Annotated in this window: 28 protein-coding genes; 19 read left to right on the top strand and 9 right to left on the bottom strand. The window is 31.7% G+C overall.

All coding sequences use genetic code 11. From position 1 onward, the window contains the following. The first annotated feature begins 28 nt into the window (after nucleotides 1-28). The 7 genes from tsf to AC2GW8_RS11530 all read left to right on the top strand — a co-directional run bounded on the left by tsf (nucleotide 29) and on the right by AC2GW8_RS11530 (nucleotide 8,593). Nucleotides 29-994 (top strand): translation elongation factor Ts, encoded by a 966-nt coding sequence (tsf, locus tag AC2GW8_RS11560; protein ID WP_440880026.1) that lies wholly within the window; start codon nucleotides 29-31, stop codon nucleotides 992-994. Nucleotides 995-1,109: 115 nt separating this feature from the next. Next, nucleotides 1,110-1,820, top strand: coding sequence for a UMP kinase (gene pyrH / locus AC2GW8_RS11555; RefSeq protein WP_440880025.1), 711 nt, complete (start codon nucleotides 1,110-1,112; stop codon nucleotides 1,818-1,820). 46 nt (nucleotides 1,821-1,866) lie between these two features. Then, nucleotides 1,867-2,421: a ribosome recycling factor gene (frr, locus tag AC2GW8_RS11550; RefSeq protein ID WP_440880024.1), complete on the top strand. Its 555-nt coding sequence runs from the start codon at nucleotides 1,867-1,869 to the stop codon at nucleotides 2,419-2,421. Nucleotides 2,422-2,514: 93 nt separating this feature from the next. Further along, nucleotides 2,515-4,881, top strand: a complete 2,367-nt coding sequence (locus AC2GW8_RS11545) for an efflux RND transporter permease subunit (RefSeq protein WP_440880023.1) — start codon at nucleotides 2,515-2,517, stop codon at nucleotides 4,879-4,881. A 128-nt stretch (nucleotides 4,882-5,009) separates the two neighbouring features. After that, entirely contained in the window at nucleotides 5,010-6,452 is a 1,443-nt protein-coding gene (gene asnS, locus AC2GW8_RS11540) for an asparagine--tRNA ligase (RefSeq protein WP_440880022.1), read from the top strand. A 78-nt stretch (nucleotides 6,453-6,530) separates the two neighbouring features. Then, nucleotides 6,531-7,994, top strand: a complete 1,464-nt coding sequence (gene rpoN / locus AC2GW8_RS11535; RefSeq protein ID WP_440880021.1) for an RNA polymerase factor sigma-54 — start codon at nucleotides 6,531-6,533, stop codon at nucleotides 7,992-7,994. After that, nucleotides 7,994-8,593 (top strand): phosphatase PAP2 family protein, encoded by a 600-nt coding sequence (locus AC2GW8_RS11530; RefSeq protein WP_483855385.1) that lies wholly within the window; start codon nucleotides 7,994-7,996, stop codon nucleotides 8,591-8,593. The genes rpoN and AC2GW8_RS11530 overlap by 1 nt, the downstream gene beginning before the upstream one ends. On the opposite strand, the gene AC2GW8_RS11525 is transcribed toward AC2GW8_RS11530, so the two are convergent. From AC2GW8_RS11525 to AC2GW8_RS11500, 6 genes are all read right to left on the bottom strand, one after another. After that, nucleotides 8,588-9,265 carry a porin family protein gene (locus AC2GW8_RS11525; RefSeq protein WP_440880020.1) on the bottom strand — a complete coding sequence of 226 codons (678 nt, stop codon included), beginning with the start codon at nucleotides 9,263-9,265 and terminating at the stop codon, nucleotides 8,588-8,590. The two genes, AC2GW8_RS11530 and AC2GW8_RS11525, sit on opposite strands and share 6 nt — an antisense overlap. A 114-nt stretch (nucleotides 9,266-9,379) precedes the next feature. Continuing rightward, nucleotides 9,380-9,850 carry an ExbD/TolR family protein gene (locus AC2GW8_RS11520; RefSeq protein ID WP_440880019.1) on the bottom strand — a complete coding sequence of 157 codons (471 nt, stop codon included), beginning with the start codon at nucleotides 9,848-9,850 and terminating at the stop codon, nucleotides 9,380-9,382. 17 nt (nucleotides 9,851-9,867) lie between these two features. Continuing rightward, on the bottom strand, nucleotides 9,868-10,500 hold the full coding sequence (locus tag AC2GW8_RS11515) for an ExbD/TolR family protein (RefSeq protein ID WP_440880018.1): 633 nt from the start codon (nucleotides 10,498-10,500) through the stop codon (nucleotides 9,868-9,870). 6 nt (nucleotides 10,501-10,506) lie between these two features. Further along, entirely contained in the window at nucleotides 10,507-10,947 is a 441-nt protein-coding gene (locus AC2GW8_RS11510) for a hypothetical protein (RefSeq protein WP_440880017.1), read from the bottom strand. A gap of 9 nt (nucleotides 10,948-10,956) precedes the next feature. Further along, nucleotides 10,957-11,673: a MotA/TolQ/ExbB proton channel family protein gene (locus AC2GW8_RS11505; protein WP_440880016.1), complete on the bottom strand. Its 717-nt coding sequence runs from the start codon at nucleotides 11,671-11,673 to the stop codon at nucleotides 10,957-10,959. A 245-nt stretch (nucleotides 11,674-11,918) separates the two neighbouring features. Beyond that, complete coding sequence (locus AC2GW8_RS11500; protein ID WP_440880015.1) at nucleotides 11,919-12,953, bottom strand: asparaginase; 1,035 nt, start codon at nucleotides 12,951-12,953, stop codon at nucleotides 11,919-11,921. 91 nt (nucleotides 12,954-13,044) lie between these two features. Here AC2GW8_RS11500 and AC2GW8_RS11495 point away from each other — a divergent pair, with 91 nt between their 5' ends. Both AC2GW8_RS11495 and AC2GW8_RS11490 read left to right on the top strand, forming a co-directional pair. After that, nucleotides 13,045-13,746 carry a zinc metallopeptidase gene (locus AC2GW8_RS11495; protein WP_440880014.1) on the top strand — a complete coding sequence of 234 codons (702 nt, stop codon included), beginning with the start codon at nucleotides 13,045-13,047 and terminating at the stop codon, nucleotides 13,744-13,746. 258 nt (nucleotides 13,747-14,004) lie between these two features. Then, nucleotides 14,005-15,150 carry a glycerophosphodiester phosphodiesterase gene (locus AC2GW8_RS11490; RefSeq protein WP_440880013.1) on the top strand — a complete coding sequence of 382 codons (1,146 nt, stop codon included), beginning with the start codon at nucleotides 14,005-14,007 and terminating at the stop codon, nucleotides 15,148-15,150. 329 nt (nucleotides 15,151-15,479) lie between these two features. Here the strand turns inward: AC2GW8_RS11490 and lepA are convergent, their stop codons facing one another. Continuing rightward, nucleotides 15,480-17,276 carry a translation elongation factor 4 gene (gene lepA, locus AC2GW8_RS11485; RefSeq protein ID WP_440880012.1) on the bottom strand — a complete coding sequence of 599 codons (1,797 nt, stop codon included), beginning with the start codon at nucleotides 17,274-17,276 and terminating at the stop codon, nucleotides 15,480-15,482. Between the two features lie 300 nt (nucleotides 17,277-17,576). Between lepA and AC2GW8_RS11480 the strand changes: the two genes are divergently transcribed. From AC2GW8_RS11480 to dusB, 5 genes are all read left to right on the top strand, one after another. Beyond that, complete coding sequence (locus AC2GW8_RS11480) at nucleotides 17,577-17,942, top strand: hypothetical protein (RefSeq protein ID WP_440880011.1); 366 nt, start codon at nucleotides 17,577-17,579, stop codon at nucleotides 17,940-17,942. After that, nucleotides 17,932-18,474, top strand: coding sequence for a YceI family protein (locus AC2GW8_RS11475; protein ID WP_440880010.1), 543 nt, complete (start codon nucleotides 17,932-17,934; stop codon nucleotides 18,472-18,474). Before AC2GW8_RS11480 ends, AC2GW8_RS11475 begins: the two co-directional genes overlap by 11 nt. Further along, entirely contained in the window at nucleotides 18,452-18,844 is a 393-nt protein-coding gene (locus tag AC2GW8_RS11470) for an OB-fold protein (protein ID WP_440880009.1), read from the top strand. Before AC2GW8_RS11475 ends, AC2GW8_RS11470 begins: the two co-directional genes overlap by 23 nt. Next, on the top strand, nucleotides 18,826-19,677 hold the full coding sequence (locus tag AC2GW8_RS11465) for a DUF5777 family beta-barrel protein (RefSeq protein WP_440880008.1): 852 nt from the start codon (nucleotides 18,826-18,828) through the stop codon (nucleotides 19,675-19,677). Before AC2GW8_RS11470 ends, AC2GW8_RS11465 begins: the two co-directional genes overlap by 19 nt. Nucleotides 19,678-19,758: 81 nt before the next feature. After that, the gene (gene dusB / locus AC2GW8_RS11460) at nucleotides 19,759-20,736 is read left to right on the top strand and encodes a tRNA dihydrouridine synthase DusB (RefSeq protein ID WP_440880007.1); all 978 of its coding nucleotides are present in this window, start codon (nucleotides 19,759-19,761) and stop codon (nucleotides 20,734-20,736) included. A 20-nt stretch (nucleotides 20,737-20,756) separates the two neighbouring features. Here the strand turns inward: dusB and AC2GW8_RS11455 are convergent, their stop codons facing one another. Both AC2GW8_RS11455 and rbfA read right to left on the bottom strand, forming a co-directional pair. Further along, a complete protein-coding gene (locus tag AC2GW8_RS11455) occupies nucleotides 20,757-21,962 on the bottom strand; it encodes an ABC transporter permease (RefSeq protein ID WP_440880006.1) in 1,206 nt (401 codons plus the stop codon). A 68-nt stretch (nucleotides 21,963-22,030) separates the two neighbouring features. Continuing rightward, entirely contained in the window at nucleotides 22,031-22,426 is a 396-nt protein-coding gene (rbfA, locus tag AC2GW8_RS11450; RefSeq protein WP_440880005.1) for a 30S ribosome-binding factor RbfA, read from the bottom strand. A 202-nt stretch (nucleotides 22,427-22,628) separates the two neighbouring features. Between rbfA and mce the strand changes: the two genes are divergently transcribed. The 5 genes from mce (at nucleotide 22,629) to truB (ending at nucleotide 25,786) form a co-directional block, all read left to right on the top strand. Next, nucleotides 22,629-23,042 carry a methylmalonyl-CoA epimerase gene (gene mce / locus AC2GW8_RS11445; RefSeq protein WP_440880004.1) on the top strand — a complete coding sequence of 138 codons (414 nt, stop codon included), beginning with the start codon at nucleotides 22,629-22,631 and terminating at the stop codon, nucleotides 23,040-23,042. 138 nt (nucleotides 23,043-23,180) lie between these two features. Further along, nucleotides 23,181-24,059, top strand: a complete 879-nt coding sequence (locus tag AC2GW8_RS11440; RefSeq protein ID WP_440880003.1) for a cell division protein FtsX — start codon at nucleotides 23,181-23,183, stop codon at nucleotides 24,057-24,059. A 2-nt stretch (nucleotides 24,060-24,061) separates the two neighbouring features. Beyond that, a complete protein-coding gene (locus tag AC2GW8_RS11435; RefSeq protein ID WP_440880002.1) occupies nucleotides 24,062-24,304 on the top strand; it encodes a DUF3098 domain-containing protein in 243 nt (80 codons plus the stop codon). 1 nt (nucleotide 24,305) lies between these two features. After that, nucleotides 24,306-25,103 (top strand): undecaprenyl-diphosphate phosphatase, encoded by a 798-nt coding sequence (locus tag AC2GW8_RS11430; RefSeq protein WP_440880001.1) that lies wholly within the window; start codon nucleotides 24,306-24,308, stop codon nucleotides 25,101-25,103. Beyond that, nucleotides 25,100-25,786, top strand: coding sequence for a tRNA pseudouridine(55) synthase TruB (gene truB, locus AC2GW8_RS11425; RefSeq protein WP_440880000.1), 687 nt, complete (start codon nucleotides 25,100-25,102; stop codon nucleotides 25,784-25,786). Before AC2GW8_RS11430 ends, truB begins: the two co-directional genes overlap by 4 nt. The last annotated feature ends 201 nt before the right edge of the window (nucleotides 25,787-25,987 follow it).

Below are 25,987 nucleotides of genomic sequence, written 5' to 3'. Positions count from 1 at the left end.
TAATTACAACTAAAAAATAACGATAGAAATGTCAAAAATAAGCGCTGCTGACGTAAAGAAATTAAGAGAAACTACCGGAGCTGGTATGATGGATTGTAAAAATGCATTAGTAGAAGCTGAAGGTAATTTTGATAAAGCAATTGAAGTTTTACGTAAAAAAGGACAAAAAATAGCTGCTAAAAGAGCAGATCGTGAGTCTACTGAAGGTGTTGCTATCACCAAAATCAGCGATGACAACACATATGGTGTTGCTATAGTATTAGCTTGTGAAACAGATTTCGTTGCTAAAAATGATTCATTCAAAAAATTAGCTTCTGAATTTGTTGATGTTGCTTTCAACTGCAAAACTAAAGAAGAGTTTTTAGCTGCTGATTTTGGAGGTATCCCTGTAACTGAAAAATTAATTGAGCAAACTGGTGTTATCGGTGAAAAAATCGATATTACTTCTTTCGAAAGAATTGAGGCACCATACGTAGGAGCATATACTCATGTTGGTAAGATTGCTGCTATCGTTGGATTGAGTGCAGCTGTTGATAAAGCTGACGTATTAACTAAGGATTTAGCTATGCAAGCTGCTTCTATGGGAGCTACAACTTTATCATACAAAGATTTTGACCCTGCCTATGTTGCTGCTGAAACAGAAGCCAGAATCGCTGCGATTGTAAAGGACAACGAAGAGTTAGTCCGTTTGGGAAAAACTCTTAAAAATATTCCTCAGTTCGTTTCAAGACTTCAATTAACTGACGAAGCTTTGGCAGCTGCTGAGCAAGAAGCTAAGGAGCAGTTAAAAGCTGAAGGAAAGCCAGAACAAATCTGGGATAAAATTTTACCCGGTAAAATTGAAAGATTTATCTCAGATAATACTACTTTAGATCAAGAACAAGCTTTATTAGATCAAAAGTTTATCAAAGACGAAAAGAAAACTGTTGCTGAATATATCAAAACTTACGGTAATGTAGAAGTTAAAACTTTCGCAAGAGTTACTCTTGGATAATCTTTTATTTCTAAAATATTCTAAACCATCCCTAAACTGGGATGGTTTTTTTTCTAGTATATTAAAATCTAAAATTAAAAAAAATGATTAGTTTTGCACAACTTTCAATAAGATTATGCAATACAAAAGAATTCTTTTAAAACTAAGCGGTGAAGCTTTAATGGGGGAAAGACAATATGGAATTGACCCTAAAAGACTGCAAGAATATGCTGAAGAGATTAAAGAGGTTGTTGAAAAAAATATAGAAGTAGCCATCGTTATTGGTGGTGGAAATATTTTTAGAGGAGTCGCTGGTGCTAGTAACGGTATGGATCGTGTTCAAGGAGATCATATGGGTATGCTAGCGACATGTATAAATGGTTTAGCACTTCAAAGTGCTTTAGAAGATCAAGGAGTTCAAACTAGATTACAAACAGCAATTGAAATTAAAGAAATTGCAGAACCTTACATTAAAAGAAGAGCTAATAGACATCTAGAAAAAGGAAGGGTTGTTATTTTTGGTGGAGGGACTGGTAATCCCTATTTCACAACGGATACAGCAGCTGTATTACGCGCTATTGAAGTAAATGCTGATGCCATTTTAAAAGGAACTCGAGTTGATGGTATATATAATGATGATCCTGAAAAGAATAAAGATGCTATTAAATTTAATAGTATTACCTTTAAAGACGTTATAGAAAAGGGCCTTAAAGTAATGGATATGACAGCGTTTACTTTAAGTGAAGAAAATAAATTACCTATTATTGTTTTTGATATGAACAAAAAAGGCAACTTACTAAAACTTGTTTCAGGAGAACAGATTGGAACAGTAGTTAACAACAGATAAATTATTAATTGCCTCTTTTAAATAGAGGTTTCTAAATACTAATATAATGAATGAAGAAATTGATTTTATTTTAGATACGGCTAAAGAAGCAATGAATAAAGCTATTGATCATTTAATTAAGGAATTAAGAAGTATTAGAGCTGGTAAGGCATCTCCCGCAATGCTTGCTAATGTTCAAGTAGATTACTATGGCGCTTCAACACCACTAGGACAAGTTGCCAATGTTAATACTCCGGATGCACGTACAATATCTATTCAGCCATGGGAAAAAAATATGCTTCAAGAAATCGAGAAAGCTATCATGGTTGCTAATTTAGGTTTCAATCCAATGAATAATGGAGAGAATATTATTATTAACGTTCCTCCTCTAACAGAAGAAAGAAGGAGAGAATTAGCAAAGCAAGCAAAAGCAGAAGCTGAACATGCAAAAGTAGGTGTAAGAAATGCTAGAAAAGAGGCGAACAATGATATAAAAAAGACTGATATCTCTGATGATATGAAAAAAAACGCCGAAGCAGATATTCAAGACTTAACCAATCAATTTATTAAACAAATTGAAGAGAAACTTGTTGTAAAAGAAAGTGAAATAATGACGGTTTAATACTGGTAATTAATTAATATTTAAAAGAGTGTTTTTAGCACTCTTTTTTTATTTATTACACTCATTTATCTACCTTTGCAAAAATTTTTTTTGATGACTTTTTGGACTAAGATCGCGGGATTTATATTACGAAATCGTTATTTTGTATTGATTTTGATTACTGTTATTACAGGATTATTACTCAGTCAAACCAAACATATGCGTTTTTCGTATACAGAGGCGAACTTATTACCAACTGATCATAAGGCAAATGTTGAGTACGATAATTTTTTAAAAATCTTCGGTGAGGAGGGAAATCTTATCATTCTTGGAGTTAAAGACAGTACAGTTTTCTCTCCTCATAAATTCAAGAAATGGAATCTACTTACAAAATCTTTTGAAAAGTCAGCACAAGTAGACTTTACCCTTTCTATTTCGGATGTAAAAAAACTAAAAGCTAATCGAACACAAAGAAAATTTGAAATAGAACCTCTTTTTAATGAGACACCTAATACAACCGAAGGTATTTCTAACATTAAAAAACAATTATTTGAAAAATTGCCTTTTTATGAAAACTTACTTTATAATAAAAAAGGAGTTCTACAAACTGCTATATATCTCAGGAAAGATATCATAAATACGCCTGAAAGAGCCGATTTTATTATCGATGTCTTAATACCGACAATTGAGGAATTTGAAAAACAGAATGATATTGATATTCGTATTTCTGGAATGCCTTATATAAGAACCTTAAATTCTCTAAATATTACTCAAGAAATGGGAATTTTTGTTGTTGGAGCGTTATTGATTACCGCCATTATTTTCTTCTTTTTCTTTAGATCTTTTAGAGCAACGTTTATCACGTTATTAGTTGTTGGAATTGGAGTGGTTTGGGCATTTGGATTCATTGGTTGGTTTAGATATGAAATAACAGTTCTTTCAGCATTAATTCCGCCTTTAATAATTGTAATAGGCGTGCCAAATGCAGTTTTTTTAATTAATAAATACCAACAAGAAGTAAAGAAACATGGAAACCAAGCTAAATCTTTGCAAAGAGTTATTTCAAAAATAGGTAATGCAACATTAATGACTAATATCACTACCGCTTCTGGTTTTGCTACATTTGTTTTTGTTAAAAGTCAACTACTAAGAGAGTTTGGAATTCTTGCCTCTGTCAATATCATTAGTATTTTCATACTGGCCTTATTAATTATTCCAATAATATATAGTTTCATGCCACTTCCTGAAAAAAAGCATTTAAACCATCTTGAAAAAAGATGGATGGAAAATGTAGTAAATTGGATGGAGCGAACAGTAAAAAGAGATCGAATTGGTATTTATATAACAACAGTTATTGTTATCATACTAGGTATAGTTGGTCTCTACAAAATTCGAGTTTCAGGTAGTTTAATTGAAGATATGCCTCGTGGTAAACAGTTTTATAAAGACATTAAGTTTTTTGAGAATGAATTCGGTGGAATTATGCCTTTAGAAATATTAATAGATACCAAAAAAGAAAAAGGGGTTATGAAGCTTTCTACGCTGAAAAAAATTGAAAAATTAAATGAGACTATAGAAACCTTCCCTGAACTATCTAAACCAATATCTATAAACAACTTAGTCAAGTATTCCAAACAAGCTTATTATAATGGGAATCCTAAATACTATCAACTTCCAACTTCTCAAGAAAAAGCATATATCCTATCATATACAAAGAATTCTGCAAAAAACTCAAATATGCTAAATAATTTTGTTGATTCAACAGGTCGTTATGCTCGAATTACAACTTTTATGAAGGATATTGGTACTGATAAGATGGATATTATTCAAGAGCGTTTGAATGCTGTTATAAAAAAGAATTTTTCGAATGATCGGTTTAATGTATCTCTAACAGGTAAAGCTCTTGTTTTTCTTAAAGGAACAAATTACCTAATAAAAAATTTAGTTATTTCATTATCACTAGCAATTCTGCTTATCTCTATTTTTATGGCTTGGATGTTTAGATCGCCACAAATGATTCTAATTTCGTTAATACCTAATATGCTTCCGCTTTTAATAACCGCTGGACTGATGGGATTTTTCGACATACCTATCAAACCTTCTACCATTTTAGTTTTCAGCATTGCTTTTGGTATTTCTGTTGACGATACAATTCATTTCTTAGCAAAATATAGACAAGAATTATTAAGCAATAATTGGAAAATAAAACCAGCAGTTTATGCTGCATTAAAAGAAACTGGGGTAAGTATGTTCTATACATCAATTGTGCTTTTCTTCGGGTTCTTAGTTTTTACAATATCAAGTTTTGGTGGAACAATAGCTCTTGGAGGGCTTGTTTCTGTTACACTATTATTAGCAATGGTATCTAATTTATTATTATTGCCTTCACTCCTTTTATCATTTGAAAAGAAAATAGCTAATAAAAAAGTACTAAAGGAAACTAAGTTTAAAATTTTCCCCCCAAAAGATGACGATAAATAATTATTTAGTGATCAAAGAAAACTGTTTAAAGTAATTGATAAGTCTTACTTCAAATATACTTATCTCCATTTGTTAATTGAGCTCAAAAAAGTATCTTTGCTTACTTTGACACAAGAATATAGAAAATAATGGAAAGAAGTAGCGTACAAGAATTATTAGCTTCAGAAAAATTTTTACAAGAAGTACATGTTAAAGGCTGGGTAAGAGCATTTAGAAGTAATCGTTTTATTCAATTAAATGATGGTTCTACCATAAATAATATTCAATGTGTAGTAGATTTTGAGAATACAGACGAAGCCCTTTTAAAAAGAATAACTGTTGGTGCTGCTATTTCTGTGAATGGAACTTTAGTTGAAAGTCAAGGTAAAGGCCAATCTGTGGAAGTACAAGTAGCAAATGTGGAGATATTAGGAGATGCGGATCCAGATGAAGTTTCAAAAACTATCTTACAACCTAAAAGACATTCTTTAGAGTTTTTGAGACAGCAAGCACACTTAAGAGTTAGAACAAATACGTTCAGTGCAATTATGAGAGTACGTTCTGCTTTATCATTTGCGGTTCATCAATACTTCCAACAAAACGGATTCTACTATGTAAACACTCCGATTATTACAGGATCTGATGCAGAGGGAGCTGGAGAAATGTTTAAAGTAACAAACTTTGAAACTAATAAAGCTCCACTAGATGAAAATGGTAATGTAGATTACAGTAAAGATTTTTTCGGAAAAGAAACGAACTTGACGGTTTCTGGACAATTAGAGGCAGAAACCTATGCAATGGCCCTAGGGAAGGTTTATACCTTTGGACCAACATTTAGAGCTGAAAACTCAAATACAACGAGACACCTTGCTGAGTTCTGGATGATTGAACCTGAAGTTGCGTTTTATGACTTGGATGCGAATATGGATTTATCGGAAGACTTCATTAAATATGTTTTAAAATATGTTTTAGATAATTGCCAAGACGATTTAAACTTTTTAAATGATCGATTGGCAAATGAGGAAAAAACAAAGCCACAAGCAGAAAGAAGTGATATGACATTACTTGAGAAACTTCATTTTGTTGTTGACAATAACTTTAAAAGAGTTTCGTATACAGAAGCTATCGATATCTTAAGAAATTCGAAGCCTAATAAAAAGAAGAAATTTCAATTCCCTATTAACGAATGGGGTGCTGATCTACAATCAGAACACGAGCGTTATTTAGTTGAAAAACACTTCAAATGTCCAGTAATATTATTTGATTATCCTGCGAATATTAAAGCGTTTTACATGCGTTTAAACGAAGACGGAAAAACTGTTAGAGCAATGGATGTCCTTTTCCCAGGTATCGGTGAAATAGTTGGTGGTGCTCAAAGAGAAGAACGCTTAGATGTATTGAAGAAAAAAATGTCAGATTTAGAAATTGATGAGAAAGAACTATGGTGGTACTTGGACACTAGAAAGTTCGGTACAGCGGTACATTCTGGGTTTGGACTAGGATTTGAGCGGTTGGTATTATTTACAACAGGAATGAGTAATATACGTGATGTGATTCCCTTTCCTCGAACACCTCAAAATGCCGAATTTTAAAAAAATACTTAAGAAATATTCATCGTCATTCTCGTTAGAATGGCGATTTTTTTTTGATGAATTCATATATTTGTATTTATGTTAAAACAAAGTTTACATCAAAAATTATTACAAAAATTATCTCCGCAGCAAATTCAGCTGATGAAGCTTATACAATTGCCAACACAAGCTTTTGAAGAGCGTTTAAAACAAGAAATTGAAGAGAATCCTGCATTAGATACTGGAAAAGAAGAGAATGATAATTTTGAGGACTCATATTCAAATGATACTGATTATGACGATACAGGAAATGAAAAAATAGAAGCAGAAGATATTAATATCGATGAATACTTGAGTGATGATGAATTCCCGAGCTATAAAATGCAATCTAATAACTATTCAGCTGATGATGATGAGAAACATGTACCTTATGCAGCGGGTACATCGTTTCATCAGTCTCTAAAAAATCAACTAAATACTTTTAGAATCGATGATAATGAACGTGCTATTGCAGAATTTTTAGTTGGTAGTATTGATGATAGTGGGTATATAAGACGTGAATTATTAGACCTCGTAGATGATTTAGCTTTTACACAAAATATTTTTACGACTGAAGAAGAGGTTAAAGATATTTTAACTAAAGTTGTCCAAAAGTTAGACCCTATAGGCGTAGGTGCTCTTAACTTGAAGGACTGCTTAATCATTCAACTAAATTCAAAACCTGAAACAAAATATAGGTCTTTAGCTATTGAAATACTAAACGAATCTTTTGATCACTTTGTAAAAAAACATTACCAAAAACTACTTGAGAAATTTGATTTGACCGAAGATGAACTGAAAGAGGTTATCTCAGAAATTAGTAGACTCAATCCAAAACCAGGTAGTTCTTACGATGGAAATAATAAAATTGCAGAACAAATCGTTCCAGACTTTACGATAAAAATTACAGAAGGAAGTCTAGAGTTGACCTTAAACTCTCGTAATGCACCTGAATTAAAAGTTTCAAGAGAATATAATAACATGCTAAAAGGTTATCAAGATTCAAAAGATAAAACCAAAGCACAAAAAGATGCTGTCATGTTTATCAAGCAAAAGTTAGATGCTGCTAAATGGTTCATTGATGCTATAAAGCAACGTCAGCAAACGCTTTTGATAACAATGAATGCAATTATGCAATATCAAAAAGAATATTTTTTGACAGGTGATGAACGAAAATTAAAACCAATGATTCTTAAAGACATTGCAGACGATATTAGCATGGATGTATCAACCATTTCTAGAGTTGCAAATAGTAAGTATGTATCTACTCCTTATGGTACTAAATTAATAAAAGAATTTTTCTCTGAATCAATGAAAAATGATCAAGGAGAAGATGTTTCTACAAGAGAAATTAAAAAAATTCTAGAAACCGTAATTACTGAAGAAAATAAAAAAAAGCCCTTAACTGATGAAAAATTATCAAAATTACTGAAAGAAAAAGGATATCCTATCGCAAGAAGAACGGTGGCTAAATATAGAGAACAATTAGACATACCCGTGGCTCGCTTAAGGAAAGAAATTTAATGAAACGACATAAGTTTATATCAGCTATTTTACATCCTATTGTAATGCCTACAATAGGTATATTTTTGTACTTTCTGTTGACTCCATTTAGAATCCAAAATCAACAGAAATTAACTATAATAACTATAATATTTATAACTACATACGTAGTTCCTTTACTTCTTTTAGTTCTATTAAAATCTATCGGTTATCTGAAATCTTATAATGTTTTTAGTATCAGAGAAAGAAAAATCCCCGTTTTCTTTATGATTATATTACTATTTTCTTTAGCTGAATTATTCAAGAAATTATCCTTTATGAAGGATTTAAGCTATTTATTCTATGGTACGGTACTTAGTCTTATTTTAACTTATATCTTACTATATTTTAAATTTAAATCAAGTATACATTTACTTTCAGTTGGTGCTACTGTAGGCTTTTTTATCATATTTCAACAGATGAGTAATGTAAATACCATACCACTTGTTATTTCTTTTATTTTTTTATCCGGTCTTTTAGGCACTTCTAGATTATTTTTAAATGCCCATACACCCAAAGAGGTTTATACTGGTTTTTTTATCGGCTTTTGTTGTCAATTTTTAGCGTTTTACTTTTTATAAAACAAAAAAACTAATCCCTAATTTAATTATTCTTGTATTAATTCTTTCATTATTAACAAAAGCTTCAGAATTCAAAAACGGGATTAAACCATAATAAACGTGAAAATTAAAGGTAGCGTATCCTGCAGATAATGTAGCCCCTATTTGAAACCTCCGATATGAATTTATATTATTGACTTTTACAAGTGTTTCAGACACCTTGTGAGAGAAGCTATTTGATAAATTATAACTCATCTTTATCCCTGAGTATATTCGCCAGAAAGAGTATTTTTTAGCATCTGATGACCTAAATCTTAACTGAAGCGGAACCTCAAGATTATGAGTATTAATTTTGTTATCAACAAACTCCGATATTTCAAAAAAGTCATTAGAACTTTCTCCTTTGGTTACTTTTAAACCATGAACAAACCTGTCATATCCATAGCCTAAACCAATGCCGATGGCAACTTTTCCATTTTTTATAATTGGAAAATCACGAATATATCCTGCTGAAAAGCCGTATGAAAAATCACTTTCCTTGACGTTTTTAGGCTGATTATAAAGTACATTGTATGTAATATCAATATAAAATTGATCTTCTAAATATTTATCATCTAATTCTAAGGAATCCTTTTGAGCACAGATATTTAAACTTACTGATATCAAAATAAATAAAAGTATTCTGGTATTCATAACTAAAATGGATATTCGATTAAATACTATTTTTATACTAATATAACTCTATAAAATAGAAAAAGTGCCATCAAAATATGATTGCACTTTTTAAACTATTAAGATTTCTACTACTTATTTTTTAATTGCATCACCTTTATGCGTTGATAAACTCAACTTAAGGGCATTTACATCTCGTAATTTTTCTCTTATATCGGCTAAAGTTCCAACGCTTGACTCCTTATCTGCTTTCAGCGAAGTAGTCATAAATGGGTGTTCAGCTTCTGCTATTTCTTCTCTTGCTTTAAGTATAAAAGCTGGAACATCATCCGCAGTAGCTATTTTATCATTTAATTGAATACTTTCATAACCTCCACCATACTTTGCATCCTTTGCCTTTCCAACATAAATAGTACTTACTAAACTTTTGTTCTCAAGTTTTTTTACTTCAGTGGCACTTGGTAACCTTGGAGTATCGACTAGTAAACTAGTTTCTCTCATCTTGGTTGTAACCATAAAGAAAAATAACAACATAAAAACAATATCCGGTAAGGACGCAGTAGATAAGGCTGGTAGTCCTTTTTTCTTCTTTCTAAACTTAGACATATTCGTTGTTTTAATTGTTATTGAACACTTGTAGGATCAACGTCAGTAATTATTTGAGGGTAACTCTTTTTAATTACTTCCATTTTCTCTCTTAAATCATTGTCTTTTCTTTGACTATCTTTAAACGCTTCTTCAAGTTCAGTAAAGCTCATACCATACTTTTCTTGGCATAATCTATTACGAAGAACTCTGTAAGCGGCTAATAGTTCATTCTGAACAGTAACATAAGTTCCATATTCTGTAGCTCTATCACTTTCAACCGCTATAATAGCCTTGTTCGGATGATCAGATGACTCAGCATCCCTTTCTCCTTTACAATAATCACATTCCTTACCTTCTTTAGCATCTCCTATAGGATTTCCAACTCCCCCTCCATTATCGATAAATTTTACAGCTGCATCTTTTAAGTCTTTAAGTTCCATTATCTCCCCTTCAACAAAAAGTTGATTGTTTCGATTGATACTTACCTCAAAGATATTTCTTTGCTTTATTTTCGGTAACTCTACGTCTGGTGGTGTTTTTTCAGCAAGCTTTTTTGAAACTCCTGAATCGACATCCATCGTTGTTGTTACAAGGAAAAAGATAAGAAGCAAGAAGGCAATATCTGCCATAGAACCTGCATTAATTTCTGGGTTTTCTCTTCTTGCCATATTTATTTATGATTTAATTAGACCCTTTGCTAAATCGTATACAAAGAATACGCCTCCTAATAATAGAAGAATTAAGCTGATCCATATACCTGTACTAGTGTACTTTGAGATATCAGAACCTTCTTTTGCTATTACACTATTATTAGCGTCTAGTACGGCAGAGTCTGATGCCATTATGTAAGATATAAGTAAAGCAACCCCAAGAGCTACAACACCTAATAAAGTTTTCTTTAAAGCTGCAGGATTTTTAAATATCCCCAATAATGAAGCAACTACCGCAGCAACGATTGCCAAAACTAATAGCGCAACTGAATACGTTACCAAAGGCGATACTGCTTCTGAAATAGCGCTAACATTTTCTGAATCAATGCTTGCTACTCTTCCAAACAAGCCAATACCTACAACAGATAATACAGCTACTATAATTTTTAATATTTTACTATTCATAACTAATAATTACTTTTTATACTTAGCTAATAGATCGATTAAAGAAATAGAAGCGTCTTCCATTGTATTTACGATACTATCTACCTTTGAAACAATGTAGTTGTAAAAGATTTGTAGGATAATTGCAACCACTAAACCAAATACAGTAGTTAAAAGTGCTACTTTAATACCGCCTGCAACAACTGCTGGAGAAATATCATTCGCTATTGCAATCGAATCAAATGCTCCAATCATACCAATAACTGTTCCCATAAAACCAAGCATAGGTGCCAAAGCTATAAATAGAGATAACCAAGAAATATTTTTTTCTAATAATCCCATTTGAACACCTCCGTATCCAACTACAGCTTTTTCAGCAGCATCTAATCCTTCGTCAGCTCTTTCTAAACCTTGATAAAAAATTGAAGCTACAGGACCTTTTGTATTTCTACATACCTCCTTTGCTGCTTCTACACCTCCTGAGCTTAAAGCCTCATCTACACTAGTAACTAACTTTTTTGTATTGGTTGTAGCCATATTAAGATATATGATTCTTTCTATAGCGATAGCTAAACCTAAGATTAAAGCTACCAATACAATTCCCATAAACCCAGGACCCCCTTCAATAAAACGTTGTTTTAACTCTTGGTGAAAAGTTTTTTCCACTGCTTCTTGAGCGTAAGTCGACTGAATAGCTCCTAAGAACATAAATCCTGAGATAGTTAGGATATTTACTACTTTTTTCATTTTGTTATAATTAATTTTAAATAGTTAACGGGTTAAAAATACAAATTTTACCATGATTCTAATAAATATTAAAGAATAAGTGTGTTTTTTACGCTACTAATTGTATTTTTTATTTTCAGAGTGGCAAGTAACAAAAAAATGTTGATTTTTTAAAAAAAAAATTATTTTTTATCTTAAATAAGTTTTTTTTAAATCCTGATTGTTAATAATAAAGTCTAAAAAAGCCAGAGAACACAAGCATATTTTTAAGTACTAATCTCTCCTCGTAAAGGCATCTCGAAATATTCTACAAACTCTTTTTTTGTTAATTTTTCACCTAATAAATACATCAATTTGGCTACTGCTGCTTCAGTTGTAATATCTTTTCCGTCTATTACTCCAAGATCTTTTAAAACAGAACTTGTTTCATAGTGTCCCAAAAGAACACTTCCCCCTTTACATTGAGTCACATTCACAACATAAATATTATTTTCATCAAGCTCTTTTAATACCTCTAAAAACCATGGGTGCGTAGGTGCATTTCCTGCCCCAAATGTTTCCATAATAATACCTCTTAAACCTTCTATCTTTAAATAGCTTCTAACGATTTTTTCTGTTATCCCCGGAAACAACTTTAAAACAGCAATATTATTATTTAATCCTTTTCTAAAAATAAGCTTTTCATCTTCATTATCTAGCTTCAGTAATAAAGATTTATTAAAGTTTAAATGCACACCGCTTTCAGCCAAAGGAGGATAATTCATTGATGTAAAAGCTTCAAATTGCTCTGCACTAATTTTTGTAGTCCTATTAGCTCTATATAATTTATATTCAAAATACAAGCCAACTTCTCTAACTATTGCTTTTCCGTTAATAGATGAACCTGCAATCTGAATAGATGTAATTAAATTCTCTTTTGCATCAGTCCTTAGATCTCCAATAGGTAATTGAGAACCTGTAAATATTACCGGCTTTTGTAAGTTTTCAAACATAAAACTTAAAGCCGAAGACACATAAGACATTGTATCAGATCCGGTTAAAACAACAAATCCATCGAAAAAATCATAATTATCAGCTATTATTTTTGCTATCTCAACATAATATTTTATATTCATATTTGAAGAATCAATAGGCTCTTCAAATGAAATGGTATTTATAGTGCAATTTAATTGTTGTAATTCTGGTATTTTTTTTGATATTTGAGTAAAGTCAAACGCTTTTAGAGCTCCTGTTTTATAGTCTTTTACCATTCCAATGGTTCCTCCTGTATAGACAATTAGAATATTCGGTTGTTTTGTCATTTTGACATGTTCTTTTTAGTTGGTATATTATGGAATAATTTATGTGGTAAATTTATTAACTTAAAAGGAAATATAATAAAAAAATAAAAATATGGGTTTAGAATATTATTTCATTATCGGAATTATAACACTTGCCAGTTGGGTAGTTAGTAATACGTTAAAAAGAAAGTTTAAAAAGTACTCTGAAATTAGACTTAGAAATGGAATGAGTGGTGCTGAAATAGCAGAAAAAATGTTGCATGACCATGGTATATATGACGTAAAAGTAATTTCTGTACCCGGAATGCTAACAGACCACTATAACCCTAGAAACAAAACAGTTAACTTAAGTGAAGGAGTATACAACCAGAGAAATGCTGCTGCTGCTGCGGTTGCTGCGCATGAAGTAGGCCATGCTGTACAACATGCAAAAGCATATAAATGGCTTAAGATGAGATCAAATCTTGTTCCAATGGTTAATATTTCTTCTAAATTTTCAGGGTACCTAATCATGGGAGGAATAATTCTTGGTGCCGCACAAGGGATAGGTGCTGGCTATTGGTTGTTAGCTGCAGGAGTTATATTAATGGCAGTTGGTACATTATTTAGTTTTGTAACTTTACCTGTTGAATATGACGCAAGTAACAGAGCTTTAGATTGGCTAAAGAACAAACATATAGTTACCCGAGAGGAATTTGCTGGTTCAAAAGACGCCTTAAAATGGGCTGCAAGAACTTACTTGGTCTCTGCACTAGGATCACTTGCCATGCTGGCCTATTGGGTTATGAGGCTAATGGCAGCAAATAGAGATTAACTGATTTTTATATTGAAAAGAACAGTATAAATCAATGATCAATAACTACGGATTTTTTTTAAGAAATCTTTTGGAGAGTCTAGCGAATTGAAAACAATTAGATTTTTCTAATCAATATTAGTAAACCTAGATTAAACTTAACAATTTTTTAAGCTTTGTAACATTTTCTTTAATTTATTTTCAAATAGAATGATTATATCTTAAATTAGGTTAGTAACTACTATTATTAATTTTGAAAGCAAATAATCTAATTTTGAAATGAATCTACCTAAAGCATTCTTATTGAGTTTTTTAAATTCTTTTCTACTTGTGTCTTGTGAAAATGACAATAATAACAGCAACGAAAACCCTAGAAATAAACCAATAATTATTTCACACCGAGGAGCTCAATCTATTTTACCGGAGCATACCATTGAAGGTTTCTCAAAAGCGATTGAACTAGGAACGGATTTCATAGAACCTGATTTGGTATTAACAAAAGATGGTCATTTAATTGTTAGGCACGAGCCAATGCTATCTGGGACAACAAATGTAAGTGAAATTGAAGCGTTTGCAGGCTTAAAAACGACAAAAAATATAGACGGTAAAATGGTAACCGATTGGTTTGCCATCGATTTTACCTTAGCTCAAATAAAGCAACTAAAAGCTAAGCAATCTTATAAAGGAAGATCAACGGAATTTGACAACCAATTTGACATCCCTACTTTTGAAGAGGTGATTCATGTAGCTAGAACACATAATATTGATAAAGTGATTGGAATTTACCCAGAAATTAAACACCCTCATTTTCATAACAATATTTTTGGGAAACATTATATAGAAAATAGATTAATTAAAACATTAGAAAAAAACAAATTAAACACGTTTGATTCTCCTATTTTTATTCAATGCTTCGAAGTTGAACCATTACAGTATATCAACACAAAATCAACTGTAAAATTAGTTCAATTGATCTCAGCATACAACATAAATAAAGATGGATCATTGGACTTTAATGTTCCTGATGGAGAGTTTATTTCTTATGGCGCTCCGTATGATTTTTATGTTAATGGCGATAAAAGAACCTATGAATTTTTTAAGACAAAAGAAGGCATGAAATTTACAGCTAACTATGCCGATGGTATAGGGCCATGGAAGCCTTTTATTATTTCTTATAAGAGTGATTCTAACAATAATACTTTACTAGAACCAACAAACTTTGTAAAACTAGCACATACTCATGGTTTACAAGTGCATCCTTATACGTTCAGAAATGAAAATATCCAATGGAGTGGAGGAAATCCTGAAAATGAATATCATTTATTTTTTAACGCTGGTGTGGATGGATTATTTAGCGACTACACAGAAGAAGCAACAAAAGCTTTAAATTCTTGGTTAGAAAAAAACAAGGTAGAAAAACAGTGATCATAACAGACATTGATTTAAGACAAAAAACAATCATAGACTGAAATCATGTAGAAAATAATTTCCAGTAGGTTGATTTCTTTTATCCTGTACCTCTCTATTCTCTAGAACCATAACATTTATTCTAACCCAAGGCACTTTTATATATACCTATGTTAGTATAAGAATTATGTTTTCTTCACAATAAAGAAATAAACAAGAACACACATTACAATTTACAAATTCACATAAATATCATGCACAATTGAATAGCATTGTTAGTATCAAAAAATACATAAAATAGAGTTCCTCAAATAATTATAATCTTTTCTAGACTGAGAAAAAACAAATTAATCATTCAACTTTAAAACAGCCATAAAAGCTTGTTGAGGAATTTCAACATTCCCAACTTGACGCATACGCTTTTTACCCTTTTTTTGCTTTTCTAAAAGTTTTCGTTTTCTCGAAATATCACCACCATAACACTTTGCTGTTACGTCTTTTCGTAAAGCTTTTACCGTTTCTCTTGCTATAATTTTTGCACCGATAGCCGCCTGAATAGGTATATCAAACTGTTGACGAGGAATTAACTCCTTTAACTTCTCACATATTCTTTTTCCAATAGAATAAGCGTTATCTGCATGTAGTAGTGCCGACAGAGCGTCAACGGACTGTCCGTTTAATAACATATCTACACGCACCAACTTTGATTTTTTCATTCCTATTGGATGATAATCAAAAGACGCATATCCTTTAGAAACTGTTTTTAAGCGGTCGTAAAAATCAAATACAATTTCTGCCAATGGCATTTCGAAAATCAATTCTACACGTTCAGGTGTCAAATATGTCTGATTAATTATTTGCCCACGCTTCTCTATACATAAACTCATTACCTGACCTACAAAATCAGACTTTGTAATGATCGATGCTTTGATAAATGGTTCTTCTACTCTATCTAGTTTAGAAGGATCAGGTAAGTCAGAAGGATTGTTTACCACAATAATCTCATCCATTTGTTTCTTAGTAAACGCATGGTAAGATACGTTAGGAACTGTAGTAATTACTGTCATATTAAACTCACGTTCAAGACGCTCTTGAATAATTTCCATATGCAACATTCCAAGGAACCCACATCGGAATCCGAATCCTAAAGCGGCAGAACTTTCTGGCTGAAAAACTAAAGAAGCATCATTCAATTGTAATTTTTCCATAGAATTACGAAGCTCTTCATAATCCTCTGTGTCTACAGGATAAATCCCTGCAAAAACCATTGGTTTTACATCTTCAAAACCTTCAATAATATCTTGAGTAGGTTGCGCAAAATCCGTAATCGTATCTCCTACCTTCACTTCCTTTGCTGCTTTAATTCCTGTAATTAAATACCCTACATCACCTGTTTTTATTTCTTTTTTAACAACCTGCTCCAGTTTTAATGTCCCAACCTCATCTGCACCATACTGCTTGCCGGTAGCCATGAACTTTATCTGTTGATTTTTCTTAATAGAACCATCAATAACTCTAAAATAGGTTTCAATTCCTCTATACGAATTATAAACACTATCAAAGATCAATGCCTTTAACGGAGCATCCGGATTTCCTGATGGCGCAGGAATTCTACTAATAATTGCCTCTAAAATTTTATCTACCCCGAAACCTGTTTTTCCGCTTGCTGGAATTACATCTTCCGAGTCGCAACCAAGGAGGTCGACAATATCATCTGTAACTTCTTCTGGGTTTGCACTTGGTAAATCTACCTTATTCAGTACTGGAATAATTTCCAAGTCATTTTCCAAGGCCAAATACAAATTGGATATAGTTTGCGCTTGAATACTCTGCGCTGCATCTACGATCAACAAAGCTCCTTCACAAGCAGCAATAGATCTAGAAACCTCATAAGAAAAATCTACATGCCCTGGGGTATCAATCAAATTTAGAATAAAAGGTTCACCATTGTAGACATAATCCATCTGAATAGCATGCGATTTTATTGTAATGCCTCGCTCTCTCTCTAGATCCATATTATCCAATAGCTGATCCTGCTTTTCACGTTCTGTAACCGCCCCTGTATAATCCAACAACCTATCCGCCAATGTACTTTTACCATGATCTATGTGCGCAATGATGCAGAAATTTCTAATATTTTTCATGTACTTAAAATATATCCAATGATGACCAACAAAGATACGCTATTTAAAGCCTTTTACAAATAAAAAATAATAGCATGATCTATATTTCAAAATATTATAAACTTTTGAATTCCAAATTTAATTTGGATACTGTCATTTAATTGTTATTCATTTTTTTAATTTTCTTAAAGCTTATATTTCCGCTTCATGGTTATTACTTTCCTTTTCATTAAATTTATACTGCTGAAAAACAAATAATTAAATTTAATTTATGAAATCATATTTCATATAAACAAATAAGAATTCAAATACTTAAACCCAATGGAAAAAATAATTCAATATGCTTTTTTTGTTTTAATTAGTGTTTTTTTAATCAACTGTTCTTCTTCAGAAATAACAGAACCTATACCCACTCCAGTAGACCCTCCTTCTAGTAAAACAACTTATGAACAAAATGTTAAAACATTAATCAATAATAGTTGTGCTACCTCTGCTTGCCATGATGCTGTTATTCCCGCTTCTGGGCTTCCATTAACCAATTACACTCAAGTAAAAAATGCTGCAGAAAACGGGAATCTAATCAGCAGAATTAACAATAGTTCAAACCCAATGCCACCATCAGGACAAAACAGTACAATTATTTCAATAATCAATCAATGGAAAAATGATGGTTATCTTGAAAAGTAGAGCACTTTTAGCTGTATTCTTGTTAACTTATTCGGTATGTCTATCTCAAAAATTTATATCAAGAACAGGAATTACAAAATTTTCAGCTTCAACAGAATCCTTTGAGCCTGTTGAAGCCATTAGTAAAAGTACTTCTGTACTTTTAAATAGTGATGGTAAAATAGCCACCCAATTGTACATTAGTACTTTTTCATTTAGACTAGCTCTAATGCAAGAACACTTCAATGAAAACTATATGGAGTCTGATGAGTTTCCAAAAGCCAGTTTCGTAGGCACAATAGAACAATTTGATGCAAGTCATTTGAAAAAAATTTCTCATATTTTAAGAGGAAAACTTACTATTAAAGGAATTTCGAAAATGATACAGACCAAAATTGAACTAAAGAAGTCTTTAAATAATAAAATCATTTTGAAAGGAATGTTCACGGTAGCCCCACAAGAATTTAACATTAAAATTCCTAGCATTGTAAGAAAAAAAATAGCAGATCAAATAATAGTTACTATCGATTATGAACTTTCTGAAAAAAAATAAATTAATATTGTTTATTTCTTTTACGTTGATCATTGTTCTTTGGTTTGGCTTTGAATATGTTTACAGGACTCCAATATCCATTGAAAATATGGAAGTTAGTTACTCAGGGAAAGCTTCAAACTTTTTAAACCTTATAAAAAAAACACCACTAGGCTGGGAAAACAGACCTGTAGAGATTTCAGGAATAATTACTGAACTTGATGGCAATAACTTTATTATTGATAATTTTATTTTTTGTCAGCTTAAAAGTCCTAATACATTAAAATCTTTACCCAAAACAAACAGTCAAGTAACTATCAAAGGTATTATTATTGGTTACGACGAATTACTCAATGAATTAAAAATTAATCAATGTATCATAAAAAACTAATTCTTCTTTGTTTTATTTTTATAACAACTACTCTTAATGCACAAGACGATCTTTTAAAGGAACTTGAAAAAACTGACAAGTATATAGATGAATATATATCACCTACATTTAAAACGCTTAAAATCGGTAACCTTCAATCAACCAAAATAGCGGAAAAAGGCGATTTTTATTTGATCGTGTCTCATCGTTTTGGTCCAATTAGTGAAGGACTTGATACTTTTCTTGGATTAGATAATGCTAATACAAAAATGGAATTACTCTACAGCTTTTGGGATGGAATTCAGTTGAGTATATCAAGAGAATCATTTGACAGAACTTTTGCTTTAAACTCTAAATTTAGAATTGCTAAACAAACTCATAAATTCCCAATAAATATAACAGGTTATACTGGTATTTATAGAAATACATTAATTAATAAAATTACATACCCTGAGTTGAAAGATGCTGATCGTTACAGCTACTCGTTACAAGCATTACTCTCCCGAAGTTTTTCAAAAAAACTTTCACTGGAAATAGCCCCTACATTTATCAGAGAGAACTTACAAGATTTAAGAAATACCGTAGAGGCAAATCACAACCAATTTGCCTTAGGTTTTGGAAGTCGTTATAAAATTAGTAAGCGAATAAGTCTAAACACTGAATATATTCATAATTTTAATAGGCACAATAACTCAAGGTATACCAATGCTTATGCTTTTGGTATGGACATTGAAACTGGAGGCCATGTTTTTCAGTTGCTATTTACCAATGCGCAGTCCACTAATGAAACGGGCTTCATTAGTAAAGCCGAGGGAGAAATTGCCTTTGGATTTAATATCGTACGAGTATTCTAAGCCCCTATAGACATATAACAAGTAAATTAAGATACTTTTGTACCTAAAAAATAAAAGTTAAATTTGCCAAAATTTTTTGGTTTGGTTAAAATAGACACTATAGAATTACCTGATTTCCCTTTATTACTAGCTCCAATGGAAGATGTTAGTGATCCTCCTTTTAGAGCCTTATGTAAAGAAAATGGAGCTGATGTAGTTTATACAGAATTTATTTCTTCAGAGGGTTTGATTCGCGATGCTGCAAAAAGTGTAATGAAACTGGACATCTATGAGAAAGAGCGCCCCGTTGGTATTCAAATTTTTGGCGCCAACCTAGATTCCATGTTACGATCTGTAGAAATTGTAGAAAAGACAAACCCTGATATAATAGACATCAATTTTGGTTGCCCAGTAAAAAAAGTAGTTTCGAAAGGTGCTGGTGCTGGAATTTTAAAGGATATTGATTTAATGGTTAAACTTACTGAGGCTATGGTAAAACACACCAAGCTTCCTGTTACCGTTAAAACTCGTTTAGGCTGGGATCATGATTCTATCAAAATAGTAGAAGTTGCAGAACGCTTACAAGATGTAGGTTGCAAAGCAATTTCTATTCATGGTAGAACAAGAGCACAGATGTATAAAGGTAGTGCCGATTGGAAACCTATAGCTAAAGTAAAAAATAATCCTAGAATGTACATCCCTGTTTTTGGGAATGGCGACGTTGATTCTCCTGAAAGAGCCTTGGAAATGCGTGATAAATATGGTCTAGATGGCTGTATGATTGGCAGAGCCTCTATTGGCTATCCGTGGTTCTTTAATGAAATAAAACATTTTTTCAAAACAGGAGAGCATTTACCAAAACCTTCGATTATAGAACGTGCAGAAATGGCTAGAAGACACTTGGAAATGTCCATCGATTGGAAAGGAGAACATCTAGGTGTTGTAGAAACAAGAAGACATTATACAAACTACTTTAAAGGAATTCCACACTTTAAAGAATACCGATTAAAAATGGTTACCAGTGATGACCCTCGTGATGTTTTCGATACTTTTGAATTGGTTAAAGAAAAATTTGGATAATTTTTTTAAAAGCAATTTTACTACCCCTCAATGAATCCCTTACTAATTCTTGAACTAGCAATTTTTGAAGCCATAATTCCAAGGCAACTGATGGTCGTAACAACAATGAAAAAATTTGTCCATTTTAGCTCTACCGGATAAGGCAAACTATTTGTGATCATAAAAAGCCCATATTTTATTTGTATGAATACCAAAAAAGCACCTACAAAAACTCCTATTGACATTCCTATAAAAACTAATAAAAAACCTTGGTAAATAAATATTTTCTTAACCTGGTTTATGTTAACCCCCAAGCTTAACAATGTCTTTAGATTATTTTTTTTATCAATAATCATCATTATTATAGACCCTACTACATTAAAGAGAGCGATAATTGTAATTAGCGTAAATATCAAATAAGAGATGAAATTCTCTGTATTTACTACTTTATAATATAAGGCGTTTAATTCTTTTTTTGTTTTTATGTCAAATCGATTACCTAACAGAGTTTTTAACTCTTTTTTTACTGTTCGCACATCAAACCTATTTTTAATTTTCAGTTCGATAGCAGTTACTTCTTTCGGTTCATAATTCAGTAAACTTTGTGCTTCCTGAATATGGGTAAAAACAAACTTATCTTGAAATTCCTCTGAGCCACCATATACCCCAAAAATATTAACATCAATAGCATTAAATGCCCTATTTGGATTTGTAATAAATTTAGTTCCTGGCTTTGGGACAAGAACTTGTAATGGTGTTTCAAAATTAAACGCAGCTAATGAAAGCTTATACGAAATACCTGCTCCAATGACCGCTATGTTTTTATATTTTTGATCCAGCCACGTACCTACATTTAAAGATGAATCGATAGGTACAACATTGGTATAATTTTCATCAACTCCTTTTATAAAAGCAATATGGTTTTTGTTTTTATAACGTAATGAAACTCGCTCTTCTACTATCATAGAAAAGGCTTCCACCTCATTTTTACCTGATAATATATCAATTACCGAATCTGACACGTTAAAAACCTTTCCTTCTTTAGGTAAAATTTTTATATCTGGATCAGATGCTTCGAGTAAAGTATCACTAAAAGTTCTTAAACCTGAAAAGACAGATAACAACACAAAAAGAGCTATAGCACTTACAATAACACTGAAAGTTGCTATATACGTTATTATGTTTATAGCATTTGTGCTATTCTTTGAAAATAAATATCTTTTAGCTATGTAGAGAGGAAAATTCAATGGCCTTTTTTTAAAAAAAGATTATACGTCAAATGTAGGGTCTTTTTTTTAATTTTCCTCTTATTCAGTTAACGCTTTTGACGTTTAGGTAAGATCTCCGGATTCTTTATAGGATCTATATCTTCTCCTCCTAATGATTTATCTATCTCTTCAATATAATCTAAACTATCATCACTATAAAACAACAATTCAGGCATCCTTCTAAGCTGATTTCTAGTTCTTTGAGCAAGCTCATACCTAATAGATACTGTATTTGACTTTACTCCTTCAATAATTTCATCTCTTTTCTCTGAAGGAAAAACGCTTAAATACACCTTTGCCACCCCCAAATCTGCTGTAACAGAAACTTTTGAAACTGATATAATTACTCCTCGCATTCCATCTTGAGCAGCACGTTGTAAAACATTCACTAAGTCTTGTTGCAGTACTCCTGCAATTTTACGCTGTCTATTTGTTTCTTCCATACTGCAAATTTACGGAATATTTTACTCGTTTCTCTTTCAGCTACCATTTAATCTTATTTAACACGTCAGAAAACAAACTTATGAGTGCTTGTGAAAGTTAAAATTCAAAAGATCTTTCAATAGCAAACACCTATATTTCCTATTTTTACAAAAAAATCACAAGCTATTATATTTTTAGTGGATGAATTACAAAAGAATCATTATGAATAAAATTGAGCACATTGGGATAGCCGTGAAGGATCTTGAAAAGTCAAACCAACTTTTTGCTTCACTTTTTGGAAAACCTCATTACAAAATTGAAGAAGTAGAAAGCGAAGGTGTTAAAACCTCTTTTTTTAAATCTGGCCCAAATAAAATAGAATTGCTAGAAGCTACTAAAAAGGACAGTCCGATAGCTAAATTTATTAATAAAAAAGGAGAAGGTATTCATCATATTGCTTTTGCTGTTGATAATATTGAAGCTGAAATTAAACGTTTGATAGCAGAGGGGTTTTCTGTCTTAAATGAAACACCTAAAAAAGGAGCTGACAACAAACTAGTTGCTTTTTTACATCCAAAAACTACGAATGGTGTCCTAATAGAATTATGCCAAGAAATTCCAAATAACTATAAATAAAACAAGAACTCGCAGATAAAAAAAACAAAACAAATTACAGCTTAATTTTTAACAAATTAAGTTGCAATTTATCTTTACAATTCATGATAATTGCCAATTGATTTTATATCTTGCGGAGTTATAAAAAATATCAGAAAAATGAGCAAATCTTTTGATTCTTTTCAGAAGCGTCGATTACAATCTTCATACATATCTGTTGTCATTAGTATTGCATTAGTCCTTTTTATGATCGGTATTCTTGGTTTAATTTTACTTAAGTCTACACATGTTGCTAATCATTTCAAAGAAAAAGTTGTTATGACGCTTTTCCTGAAAGACAGTATTTCAAAAAAACAATTAGATAACTTAAAAACAGCAATTAAGGAAGAAGAATTTACCAAACGTATAGTTTATGTTACTAAAGATAGAGCTGCAGAAACATACAAGAAAGATTTAGGTGAAGACTTTTTAGAATTTCTTGGAGACAATCCCCTTAAAAATGGAATTGATATTTACCTAAATGCTAGTTATGTTACACCAAATAAAATGAAGTCTATTGAAAAGAAATACTTGAATAATAATTATATTGCTGAAGTGAACTATGACAAACCCTTGGTAGACATACTAACTAAAAATATTCAACGAGTGAGTTTTTGGCTCTTAGTCTTAAGTGGCTTCTTTAGTCTTGTTGCCATAATACTAATTAATAGTTCAATAAGACTTGCCATCTATTCAAAACGATTTAACATAAAAACCATGCAAATGGTTGGAGCCACGAAAGCTTTTATTCGAAGGCCTTTTATTTGGCAAAGCATCAAATTAGGAATACTAGGTGCCTTTGTTGCTTTAGTAGGGCTGTTTATTATTATTTATTATGTTGATAAATATGTTCCAACACTAGCTTTATTAAACGACTATGAATCTTTATCATATATAGCGATAGGTGTTTTAACAAGTTCTTTTGTTATTACTTGGATCAGTACTTTTTTTGCTACACAACGCTTTTTAAATTTACAAACAAACGATTTATACTATTAACAATGAAAGATAACAAGACAACTAAAGACGGCTTTCTTTTCGGTAAAAGAAACTACACAATAATGCTTATCGGGTTAGCCGTAATAGCTCTTGGTTTTATATTAATGGCAGGGGGAGGAAGTGACGATCCTGATGTATTCAACCCTGAACTTTACAGTTGGAGAAGAATTCGTTTAGCACCAACCCTAGTTTTGATTGGTTTTGGTATTGAAATTTATGCTATTTTAGCCAGCCCAAAAAGATAAAATGGATTTACTGGAAGCAATTATTCTTGGCATTATTCAAGGATTAACAGAATTTTTACCTGTTTCGTCAAGTGGACACTTAGAAATAGCCAAAGCTATTTTTGGAGACAACTCCGTACCACAAGAAAGTCTTACATTTACTGTTGTATTACATGCCGCTACTGCACTTAGTACACTTGTTATATTTAGAGAAGAAGTCCTCGAAATTTTTTCAGGATTATTTCAGTTTAAGTGGAATGAACAAACTCAATTTTCTGTTAAAATAATTTTATCAATGATTCCTGCCGTAATTATTGGCTTGTCATTTGAAAAAGAGCTTGAGAGTTTTTTTGGTGGAAAAATCCTTTTAGTAGGTTGTATGCTTCTCGTTACTGCTTTGTTATTGCTACTAGCTGACAAAGCAAAAAATACTAGTAAAAAAGTATCATTTACGAATGCTATTATAATCGGTATTTCACAAGCTATTGCAATGCTACCGGGTATTTCTAGATCTGGGGCGACCATCTCAACATCTGTCTTGTTAGGCATTGATAGAACTAAAGCTGCTCGTTTTTCATTTCTTATGGTAGTTCCCTTAATTCTTGGTAAAGTAGCCAAAGATATTGTTGGGGGCGATATCAACTTTCAAAACTCAGAGATTCTTCCTTTGTCCGCTGGATTTATTTCGGCCTTTGTTGCAGGATTACTAGCTTGTAACTGGATGATTGCACTAGTTAAAAAAAGTAAATTAACTTATTTTTCCCTGTATTGCCTTTTGGTTGGTTTAATTGCTATTATTTATTCCTTATTCTTTAAATGACAACAGTAGAAGATTTTAAAAATGGACAGGTTCTGTTAATCGACAAACCTTTAGAGTGGACTTCATTTCAAGTAGTTAACAAACTACGCTGGCATATAAAAAAGCACTTTAATCTCAAAAAAATAAAAGTAGGTCATGCGGGCACACTCGATCCCTTAGCAACAGGGCTCCTAATTATTTGTACGGGAAAACAAACGAAAAGCATTGAACTGTATCAAGGTCAAGTGAAAGAATATACTGGTACTTTTACAATTGGATCGACTACTCCTAGTTATGATTTAGAGACAGAAATTAATCAGACTTTTCCTATTGACCACATTACACACCAACTAATTCAAGAGACCACTACAAAGTTTATTGGGAAAATTCAACAAAAACCACCAATTTTTTCGGCAATCAAGAAAGACGGTAAACGACTGTATGAATTGGCTAGAGCTGGAAAGACAACAGAAATTAAATCCAGAGAAATAGAAATAAAAGAATTTGAAATAACTGAAATAAAGCTTCCTAAAATAGCGTTTAGAATTGTTTGCAGCAAGGGAACCTATATTAGATCTATCGCTAATGACTTTGGCTTAGCACTAAACTCTGGAGCACATTTATCAGACTTAAGGAGAACAAAAATTGGCAATTTTTCTATTAAGAATGCTCAATCTATTGATAAGTTCATTGACACTCTGTAAACTTGTTTTTTTGTCTTCATGTATTATTATCATCCTTTCTATTTATAATCGTCTGCGATAACTTTTTAGTCAAAAAGCAAAATTCACACTAAGCATATTATATTAGTTTTTATAAGCAATTTACAATGCTATATATTGAATAAAACAATGTAAACAAGTCATTTTTTAAATGTAATCTTTTTTATTCTTTAATATTCAATC

Source organism: Tenacibaculum profundi (assembly GCF_057162725.1).
Note: the sequence above shows the minus strand (reverse complement) of the source record. Positions and strands in the feature narration are given on the sequence as shown.

Coding starts and splice junctions, on each gene's coding strand:
- tsf (WP_440880026.1), top strand. CDS start 29: ATGTCAAAAATAAGCGCTGCTGACGTAAAGAAATTAAGAGAAACTACC.
- pyrH (WP_440880025.1), top strand. CDS start 1,110: ATGCAATACAAAAGAATTCTTTTAAAACTAAGCGGTGAAGCTTTAATG.
- frr (WP_440880024.1), top strand. CDS start 1,867: ATGAATGAAGAAATTGATTTTATTTTAGATACGGCTAAAGAAGCAATG.
- AC2GW8_RS11545 (WP_440880023.1), top strand. CDS start 2,515: ATGACTTTTTGGACTAAGATCGCGGGATTTATATTACGAAATCGTTAT.
- asnS (WP_440880022.1), top strand. CDS start 5,010: ATGGAAAGAAGTAGCGTACAAGAATTATTAGCTTCAGAAAAATTTTTA.
- rpoN (WP_440880021.1), top strand. CDS start 6,531: ATGTTAAAACAAAGTTTACATCAAAAATTATTACAAAAATTATCTCCG.
- AC2GW8_RS11530 (WP_483855385.1), top strand. CDS start 7,994: ATGAAACGACATAAGTTTATATCAGCTATTTTACATCCTATTGTAATG.
- AC2GW8_RS11525 (WP_440880020.1), bottom strand. CDS start 9,265: ATGAATACCAGAATACTTTTATTTATTTTGATATCAGTAAGTTTAAAT.
- AC2GW8_RS11520 (WP_440880019.1), bottom strand. CDS start 9,850: ATGTCTAAGTTTAGAAAGAAGAAAAAAGGACTACCAGCCTTATCTACT.
- AC2GW8_RS11515 (WP_440880018.1), bottom strand. CDS start 10,500: ATGGCAAGAAGAGAAAACCCAGAAATTAATGCAGGTTCTATGGCAGAT.
- AC2GW8_RS11510 (WP_440880017.1), bottom strand. CDS start 10,947: ATGAATAGTAAAATATTAAAAATTATAGTAGCTGTATTATCTGTTGTA.
- AC2GW8_RS11505 (WP_440880016.1), bottom strand. CDS start 11,673: ATGAAAAAAGTAGTAAATATCCTAACTATCTCAGGATTTATGTTCTTA.
- AC2GW8_RS11500 (WP_440880015.1), bottom strand. CDS start 12,953: ATGACAAAACAACCGAATATTCTAATTGTCTATACAGGAGGAACCATT.
- AC2GW8_RS11495 (WP_440880014.1), top strand. CDS start 13,045: ATGGGTTTAGAATATTATTTCATTATCGGAATTATAACACTTGCCAGT.
- AC2GW8_RS11490 (WP_440880013.1), top strand. CDS start 14,005: ATGAATCTACCTAAAGCATTCTTATTGAGTTTTTTAAATTCTTTTCTA.
- lepA (WP_440880012.1), bottom strand. CDS start 17,276: ATGAAAAATATTAGAAATTTCTGCATCATTGCGCACATAGATCATGGT.
- AC2GW8_RS11480 (WP_440880011.1), top strand. CDS start 17,577: ATGGAAAAAATAATTCAATATGCTTTTTTTGTTTTAATTAGTGTTTTT.
- AC2GW8_RS11470 (WP_440880009.1), top strand. CDS start 18,452: ATGAACTTTCTGAAAAAAAATAAATTAATATTGTTTATTTCTTTTACG.
- AC2GW8_RS11465 (WP_440880008.1), top strand. CDS start 18,826: ATGTATCATAAAAAACTAATTCTTCTTTGTTTTATTTTTATAACAACT.
- rbfA (WP_440880005.1), bottom strand. CDS start 22,426: ATGGAAGAAACAAATAGACAGCGTAAAATTGCAGGAGTACTGCAACAA.
- mce (WP_440880004.1), top strand. CDS start 22,629: ATGAATAAAATTGAGCACATTGGGATAGCCGTGAAGGATCTTGAAAAG.
- AC2GW8_RS11440 (WP_440880003.1), top strand. CDS start 23,181: ATGAGCAAATCTTTTGATTCTTTTCAGAAGCGTCGATTACAATCTTCA.
- AC2GW8_RS11435 (WP_440880002.1), top strand. CDS start 24,062: ATGAAAGATAACAAGACAACTAAAGACGGCTTTCTTTTCGGTAAAAGA.
- AC2GW8_RS11430 (WP_440880001.1), top strand. CDS start 24,306: ATGGATTTACTGGAAGCAATTATTCTTGGCATTATTCAAGGATTAACA.
- truB (WP_440880000.1), top strand. CDS start 25,100: ATGACAACAGTAGAAGATTTTAAAAATGGACAGGTTCTGTTAATCGAC.